Source organism: Anaeromassilibacillus sp. SJQ-1 (assembly GCF_046693725.1).
Classification (GTDB): domain Bacteria; phylum Bacillota; class Clostridia; order Oscillospirales; family Acutalibacteraceae; genus Anaeromassilibacillus.
In genome coordinates, this window is the sequence record NZ_JBKEIV010000019.1 from 1 (window position 1) to 7,653 (window position 7,653).

Sequence of the window (7,653 nt, forward strand, 5' to 3'; positions counted from 1 at the left end):
CCGGATATCGTAGTAGCCGCAGTGCGACTTATAGTATTCATTGCCTTCGCCATACACTTCGTCCTCATCTCCAGAGTAGAGGGCTCAGCCACTCTCCCAGCCCATATCCTCGCGCTCGGGGAACAAGCGATCTATGAGCCGCACCTTACGCCCATCCTGAGCGACCCGGTCGGAGGCGTAGCAGACGAGAGGGCCATCCCAGTCAGAAATGACGGCGGGTTTGCCTTTCGCCGCCTGCGCGACACGCTCCTCTGGGTCGTCTACAAATTCTGTCTTCAGAAACGCCTCGAACCGCTCATCCAGAAGCTGCTCTATACTCCAGCGGTTCTGCTCCGTATAGGACAGGAACAGGTAGGCAGCTTCTTCTTCCGCGATGCTGCTCCAGGTGCGGCCCTCCAGCCCGGCCAGGGCGATGTTCCGGCAGTCCCGGCGGTAGACATAGGGGTTGGAGCGGTTGTCCTGGGCATACCACTGGGCAAAGCCGGAGCCTCTCCGGTCAAAGAACTGGGTGGACAATTTCCCATTCAGCTCGTCCCGGATGAATGCCCGCAGGTCCAGCCCTTCTCCGGATCGGACCGCCTCCACCACCTCCCGATACCGGGAGAGGAACGGGTTGCTGCATCTGGCCCCGTTTCATAGTCCAGCCCAAATAAAAGGCCATCAAATTGTAGGCCGCCAGCTCGTTCACCGGCAGATGGAGGTCTTGGATCTTTTTCAAATGGGTTTCGGCGTTGTCCATCTCTGCCGGATCATAGCCGATCTTCTCCCAGTCGGTGACCACATTCAGCCGGTGAGGATCGATCACTTCCAAACTTTCGTCCGGGCAGAGGTCCAGCAGAGCGTCCGCACCGCGTTCCAGCTTATACTGGATCTCCTCGCGATAGAGGGGGATTACCTGATAGAAGTTGACTTCCTCGCCGTCTGGCAGGCAGCAGGCAAAGGCTTCCTGCCCAAACGGACCAGGCCAGAGCAAGATTGCGCCCCGCAAGTCCGTGTCCTTCGCAAAGGGGACGCCATCCTCGCCCTCCATCAGCGTGGTTCTGGATTCCAGCCCCACCTCCGGGTCCTCCATGGGGAAGCGGGCGGTGGCCAGCAGCATCCGAATAGGCCAACTCCACCGCTCCTCCCGGCAGTCCGCCTTTGTCAGCTTCCAGTCCCGGGGCAGGTTGATGAGCAGCTCCGCACGCTCCAGCTTTTCCTCCCGCCGCTCCTCCGGAAAATTCATCCGGCACCGGCTCAGGCCAATGGTGACCAGTGTGTAATAATCATGCTCCAAGCGAGGGGCGATGATGACAATATCCAGAGGATACTCTGGGTCAGAGTCATCATGGATCATCTCTGAATAGACGCCAAAATACTGGTCAATATGTAACCGCACAAAACCAAGGATGTCATCATCGGGGGTTTCCTCCCGGATGATCTCCGTCCGCTCTTGCAAATCAAGTTCCAAGGCTTTTTCCTCCTCCAGATATTTTTCGCAGTCCAGCACCAGCTTTTGGGCATCCGGATCATCCGGGGCTAAGGCCAGCCAGCGTTTGGCATATTCATAGGCGGTGGCGGCGGAGCTGTATGCCATCAGGCAGGAATATCCCATGCGGGCGTTCCAGTAGGGGTCGTTCTCACCCTGGGAGCGGATGGACTCCAGCAGCCGGATGGCGTGCCGGAGAAGTTCCCCGTCCACTTCGCCATCCTCGCCATGGGCGCTGTTGTCGCTCAACACGGCCAGATTGCTGTATGCCCGGCTCAGTTTGAGAGTCAGCAGATAGCCTCGCTCCTGTTCCGGAATGGCTTCAATGGCGTCAATACATCGGGAAAACTCGTCCACATCATTCCACCGTTCGATCTGCTCCAACAGTTTTGCTTCTTCTGCCTGATTCATAGTTTCACCGCCTTTTCCATGTCATTCCTTGCCTTTTTTGAAGTGTCCGCTGCCTCGCCAGGTGTTGACCACACAGGTGAAAATCTGCCCACAGTGCTTGCACCGGATCATGTGGAGCATGATCTCGTCCGCCCAGCCATCCTCCGTCTTTACCTTCTCCAGCGGACAGGTGGATTCCTCTGGCAGCAGTTCAAATTCATCCTTCGCTATCAGTTGCTGAATGTAAGCAATGCAAGCCAGATAGTCCTTTGGGGCGTCAAATTTTCTCCATGTTTGAATGTCTCGGCAGTACTCACACAAGATGGACGTCTCCTTCCTACAAACCGCTTGTGGTCAGCCCTGCATATCCGCCCGCAGGGGACCCTTTTTCAATGTCCCTTCCACGGTGATCACATGGCCCCAGAACATATCATCATCCTCATACCAGGCGGTAAAACTGCCGCCCGGAGATACTGTGAACTCGGTAAGGAGGATGCGGCGGGCGAACTCCTCCTCGGTGATGGGGTCTTTCTTCGGGTTCCGGTCGGTCTGATCATTGTCCGCCAGCCACTCGTTGGCCAGAGTAGTAAGTTTCTGGGCAGCCAGTGTTCGCAGAGACTTATCCCACACCTCTTGATCTGCCAACAACTTTTTCATTACAGTTCGAGTACGAGTCCAGGACGCTTGCTTTTCAACATCCACATCCAACGAGAACCGAACATCTTTTTTCATCCACTGACATGTCCCGTTGAAATAACTCATTTCACGATCCAGTGTGAGCGTTCCCAGCACTTCGTCCTCCAGAACGACAGGCTTTGTGTACTCCGCCCAGAGCTCCTCCAATGCCGGGCAGGGCACACCCTCCTCCAACACCTCCGTGACATACCACCTCGGTTCGCTGAGTACAGTACCCTTCCAGTCCCGAGCCTTGATCCGGTAGACCTTTCCTTTGGCAAACTGCTTGGAATAGTCGCCGGCTTCCCGCTCCTTGTCCGTAAGCGGCCAGCTCAGATAACAACGGCCGGAGATCACCTGTCCGGTCCGTGCATCCGCCATGGCAAGGGCGTGGGTCTGGGCCTCCCAATAGCTGTCCATATAAGACCGGCTGGCGCTGATGCCACTTTCGATCAACACCAGCTTTTCCTCAGCTTCCGAGGAGTAGAGGGCAATAAAGTCCTTTGCTGTTCTCTTTTTCATGGCGTTCTCCTTACGCAAATACCTGCTGGTATTTCTCTTTCAGTTCCTTCGGCGCCGCCTTGATGACCTTACCGCCGTTCTCGGAGGCCGAGCCCCAGATGGCCCAGAGGATATCCCGCCAGAGATACTCCCGCGCTCGCTTGTCATGCGCTCCCTCTTCGGGCAGATAGTCCTCCAGATGTTCCCTGATCTCCAGCAGAGCGTCCAGGCTCTCCTCGTTGGCGATCAGGGTGCGGAACTCCTTGATGGGCCTCAGCTCCTGCATGGACTGGATGCCGTGGACCAGCACCGGCAGGGACTGGGCGGTAAAGCCGAACTTTTTGAACAAGACATGGAGGAACTTTTCCTGTAGGGAGGAGTGTTCGTCGTCGCAGCGATCCAGATAATCGCACACCAGCCGCCACCACTTCGGCCCCTCCAGCCCCAGGGCGAATACGGCGAAGGTGCCGGGCAGGGCGCAGAATTCACCCGCGAGGTTTTGATACCACTCATCCTCCTGCATGGCCAGCCGGGCATAATTCTCCATCCGGACATGGAGGCGGGGGTACTGTACCGCACAGGCAAAGAGCTGATGGACGCCCTTTTTTGGCAGACCGGGGATGGGCAGGTAGAGCTTCTCCGGCCCACGAAACTCGATTGAGTAGCTGCGGGGGAACTCCGGCTGCTCCAGCACCTCACATAGATAGCTCAGCGCCTCGTCGCAGCATCCCTCGGTGCTGTCCCTGGCGGTGATGCGGATGGTGGCAAAGGCATCGTTGGCCGAGGCGGTCAGGTGCTTTGTTTTTCGCTTTTGAAGGTCAGGGGGCAGCTTGCCGCTGCCATTGGTTTTCAGTTCCTTCACCATATTCGGACGAAGCTGGGAAACCAGATCGAGGTAGTGCTTGGTTATAACGGTATTATAGCTGGCTCCATATACCGTATAACAGACCGCTACATAGCAGGCAAAGTGCAACAGGCCGTCATCCACATCCTCAGAACACAGATCCGGGGAAACGGTGCAGGGCGGGTAGACGGAAAAACGGTCCTCTTTTTCTCCAGCCTCAAAATATCTCTCTTGCACCTGGTGTTTGATGTATTGTCCCAATGTGTAGCAAATCTCGTTCCAGCCCGCCAGCTGCCGCATGGCATCGCATACAGCAACAGCATCCTCATAGGGAAATCCCTTCAGCGGCAGCCGGGAGAGATAACGTTCCAGCAGGTGGCTGGGGAGAAACGGTGTTCCGTTGTGGTTCCGCACCACTGTCGGGTAGGCGGAATGATTTTCGCGGGCAGTTCCCTCCAAAATGTCCTGGATGCACTGATCTGCGTGTTTCAGCACTTCGGGGTCCGTATCTGGTTTATGAATCAAGTAATAACGGCCATGTACGCCGTCGCATTTCGGTAAACTCATAGCAGGCCACCTCTTTGTTCCATGTTCTCCGTTACCGGAATGAAGATCTGCCGGTACCGCTCTTTCAGTTCTTCCGGAGCTGTTTCCACCACTTTCTGACCACTCTTGGCGCTGGCTTTGCCCCAGATCACATAGCAGACCGTCTCCCATGCGTATTGCAGCACTTCCTCCGGGCTGGCTTCTGTTTCCTGGGTGGGTTCCTCGTCCTCGTCGTCATCCTCGTCAGAGGAAAAACCGCTTGGGACGATCTCAGAAAGATGAACTTTTGCCTCCAGCAGAGCGTCCAGGCTTTCTGCGTTTGCCATCCATGCGGCATAGTCCTTGGAATATTTCATGTTCTGCATGGACAGCACACCCCGGACAAAAATAGGGACTGTATCAGAGGTAAAGCCGAACTGTTTCACATACTCCCGGAGGAATTTTTCCTGTAAGCGGGAGTGCTCATCATCACAGAGGTCAAGATAATCCCATATCAACTGCCGCCACTTTTTTTCCAGCATTCCCAGGGCGAATACGGCAAAACTGCCAGGGAGAGCACACTGCTCATCGCTGAGATTGGTGTACCGCTCATATTGCCGCATAGCAAGGCGGGCATACCGTTCCACCAGAGGATGAAGGGACGGATATTGAACGGCGCAGGCACAAAGCTGATTGATTCCCTTTTTGGGCAGTCCTGTGATGGGCAGATACCTCTTTTCCGGTCCTTTGAACTCCACCGTATAGCTGTGGGGAAAATCCTCCTGCGAAAGAAGCTCGCACAGGTAGTTCAGCACTTCGCCGTAACATTCCTCCGTGCTGTCCTTGGCCGTAATGCGGATGATGGCAAAGGCATCGTTGGCCGATGCCGTGAACTGCTCTGTTTTCCTCTTTTGAAGGTTGAGCGGAAGCCTGCCGGTCCCGTTTTCTTTCAGCTTTTTCACCATATCAGGCCGGACCTTCTCAACCAATCCTAAGAGATAATTGGTATCCAGATACTGAAAGTCCAAACCATATACCTTATAGCTCACCGCCACATAACAGGCAAAGCGCAGCAGCGGTTCAGGGACCTCCTCTGCACGGATGTCTGGTTTCAGCGAATACTCCCGATTCCAGGGATGGTCATCTTCACGGCCTGTCACTACAAAATACTTCTCCTGTAGCTCCCGTTCCAACAGACCAAGTAAATGGTAGTCGATCTCACCCCACCGGCTCAGGCGGCGCAGGTTTTCGCTGAAGGCAATGGCCTTTTCCGCATCCAGGGTTTCGGCCCGCTGTACTTTGGCCCAGCCCATCATCAGATCGTGTACCTCAAAGGGTGCGCCTTCGCTGCTGACCACCACCGGAGGCCAGAGAGAATCGGGGCGGGTAATCCTGCCGTCCATAGCATCCTGAATGCACTGGTCAAAGAGCGGTTGCAGCTCCTCTCGTACATCGGGCGTCATCCAGTAACAGCGCCCATCTTCACTGTTGCGCTTTGGTAAATTCATCTCAGGCCACCTCTTTCCAAACAATAAAAAATGCCCTGCGCCGTACTGTCATAACAACAGACTGACACAGGGCATGAAAAGGCCGCATGGGAAACACCACATCCACCAGCGGATGTGGTTTCTTCTTTGGATAAAATCAATTTTGCATATTTGAACAGAGCAGTTGATGGCTGCCCCAATTTTTCTTCTTCCATAGCAAGACCTCTGATTACACGTTCCAAATGGGTAAACTTTCACTATTTTATTATAGCACACTAGCCATGTTCTTTGGAAGATGGATTTGCTTATCAGCCAGATTTGTGATATGGATTTTTCCTTTTCGTGTTCCTGTCCCAGCATACTCCAGCAGTTCTCTGGCGTTGCTTGCCGGATGCCATACATAAGAGATCAGGTAATTACTGCACTCCACCATATATTGGTTTGCGCGGATGATGGCAGCTCGATTGGGGACGGTTTGCAGATTTGGCGGATAAAACAGGGTGTCAAATCCCTCCGGCAGCTTCACCGCTTTGCGGACTGGATAATATGGAGTCATCAGTATCAGCGTAATTCTGGGGCGCCGCCTCTTGGATTGCGCCAGCACCCGAATCACCAGGCGGTCAAAGCTTCTACCACATTTCTTTTATATTTCGTCTTTTAATATACAACAAACAAAAAAGCGGAGATTCTACTGTAGAATCTCCGCCTCGATAATTATATTGACTTTTCCGGGGGAGGGGAAGTGAATTGGATGTCAGGCCCTCTCTGTGTTTTCGTATGGATAAAACAATGACTCACACATTTAAATGTGTGAGTCATTATTTTGGTGGAGATAAGCGGGATCGAACCGCTGACCTCTTGAATGCCATTCAAGCGCTCTCCCAGCTGAGCTATACCCCCATATTGCCAGAATCTCTCGATTCTACTGGATTTCCAGGCTGTTCAATTTTTTGACTTTGCTCTCCGTCGCAGGGGCACACATCTGGTTGCTTACTAATGCCCCATACTATTTTCAGACAACTGTCGTAAACAGCTTTTTTATATTAACATACTTTTATTCCCAATGCAAGAGGTTTTGACAAAAAATATTTTGAACTCGCTGGAACTATTCGAATTTTTGACAAGCCATTGCAATGATTTTCAAATAAACGGAGTGAAAAACAGCAGGGCACAGATTTCTGTTGGAATCTCAAGAAAATGGAATGATTTTTCCGACCGGATAAAGGTTTTCCTATAAAAAGACCGAGGCAGGCAGCAAATCGATAAAAGCGCTCGATGTGGTTACCTGCAACCGAAAATAGCTGCTTTTTCCGGGCCAGGCGCAGAAACTAGCGGTTTGAAAATCGAAGAGGAATCTGTTAAAATTGTCCCAATATCATTTTATTTTTATGAAAAAGAGGAGTAGAAAACCATGGTAGGTGCCGACTTTGGCATTGTAATAGGAATTGTTATCTGTGTGTTATTTTCTGGTTATTTTTCTGCATGGGAGACAGCATTCACTACATTGAACCGAATTCGTATGAAAACGGCGGCAGAGTCAGGGAGGGAATACGCAGTGCTGCGCTTACGCTTGCTGTTTCAGAGGATTATGATAAAATGTTGTCCACGATTCTGATCGGCAACAATATTGTAAATATTGCAAGTGCGTCCCTGTCGACGATTATTTACACGAATGTTAGGGGAAGCTGGCGTATCTCTGTCCACCGCGGTTATGACAGTGGTAGTTTTGATTTTTGGCGAGATCTCACCGAAAAGTTTGGCAA

At 52.8% G+C, this 7,653-nt stretch carries 8 protein-coding genes, 1 tRNA gene and 1 pseudogene; 2 read left to right on the forward strand and 8 right to left on the reverse strand.

The genetic code is table 11. The features are described 5' to 3' along the window. Window positions 1-84: 84 nt before the first annotated feature. The 8 genes from ACGCCZ_RS05740 to ACGCCZ_RS05775 all read right to left on the reverse strand — a co-directional run bounded on the left by ACGCCZ_RS05740 (window position 85) and on the right by ACGCCZ_RS05775 (window position 6,790). A complete protein-coding gene (locus ACGCCZ_RS05740; RefSeq protein WP_411655530.1) occupies window positions 85-516 on the reverse strand; it encodes a hypothetical protein in 432 nt (143 codons plus the stop codon). Continuing rightward, complete coding sequence (locus ACGCCZ_RS05745; RefSeq protein ID WP_411655531.1) at window positions 497-1,879, reverse strand: suppressor of fused domain protein; 1,383 nt, start codon at window positions 1,877-1,879, stop codon at window positions 497-499. Before ACGCCZ_RS05745 ends, ACGCCZ_RS05740 begins: the two co-directional genes overlap by 20 nt. Before the next feature lie 21 nt (window positions 1,880-1,900). Further along, window positions 1,901-2,179: a hypothetical protein gene (locus ACGCCZ_RS05750; protein WP_054323085.1), complete on the reverse strand. Its 279-nt coding sequence runs from the start codon at window positions 2,177-2,179 to the stop codon at window positions 1,901-1,903. Window positions 2,180-2,212: 33 nt separating this feature from the next. Continuing rightward, entirely contained in the window at window positions 2,213-3,055 is an 843-nt protein-coding gene (locus tag ACGCCZ_RS05755; protein WP_411655532.1) for a DUF2262 domain-containing protein, read from the reverse strand. 10 nt (window positions 3,056-3,065) lie between these two features. Further along, window positions 3,066-4,445 (reverse strand): DUF6138 family protein, encoded by a 1,380-nt coding sequence (locus ACGCCZ_RS05760; protein ID WP_411655533.1) that lies wholly within the window; start codon window positions 4,443-4,445, stop codon window positions 3,066-3,068. After that, window positions 4,442-5,911, reverse strand: a complete 1,470-nt coding sequence (locus tag ACGCCZ_RS05765) for a DUF6138 family protein (protein ID WP_411655534.1) — start codon at window positions 5,909-5,911, stop codon at window positions 4,442-4,444. The genes ACGCCZ_RS05760 and ACGCCZ_RS05765 overlap by 4 nt, the downstream gene beginning before the upstream one ends. A gap of 244 nt (window positions 5,912-6,155) precedes the next feature. After that, a complete protein-coding gene (locus ACGCCZ_RS05770) occupies window positions 6,156-6,503 on the reverse strand; it encodes a hypothetical protein (protein ID WP_411655535.1) in 348 nt (115 codons plus the stop codon). A 211-nt stretch (window positions 6,504-6,714) separates the two neighbouring features. Beyond that, a tRNA-Ala gene (locus ACGCCZ_RS05775) sits at window positions 6,715-6,790 on the reverse strand. Between the two features lie 511 nt (window positions 6,791-7,301). On the opposite strand from ACGCCZ_RS05775, the gene ACGCCZ_RS05780 reads away from it, so the two are divergent. Together ACGCCZ_RS05780 and ACGCCZ_RS05785 are read left to right on the forward strand one after the other, a co-directional pair. Continuing rightward, window positions 7,302-7,505, forward strand: coding sequence for a CNNM domain-containing protein (locus tag ACGCCZ_RS05780; RefSeq protein WP_411655536.1), 204 nt, complete (start codon window positions 7,302-7,304; stop codon window positions 7,503-7,505). Further along, window positions 7,487-7,653 (forward strand): annotated as a pseudogene (locus ACGCCZ_RS05785) (CNNM domain-containing protein); the annotation flags it as partial. The gene ACGCCZ_RS05780 and the pseudogene ACGCCZ_RS05785, both read left to right, overlap by 19 nt.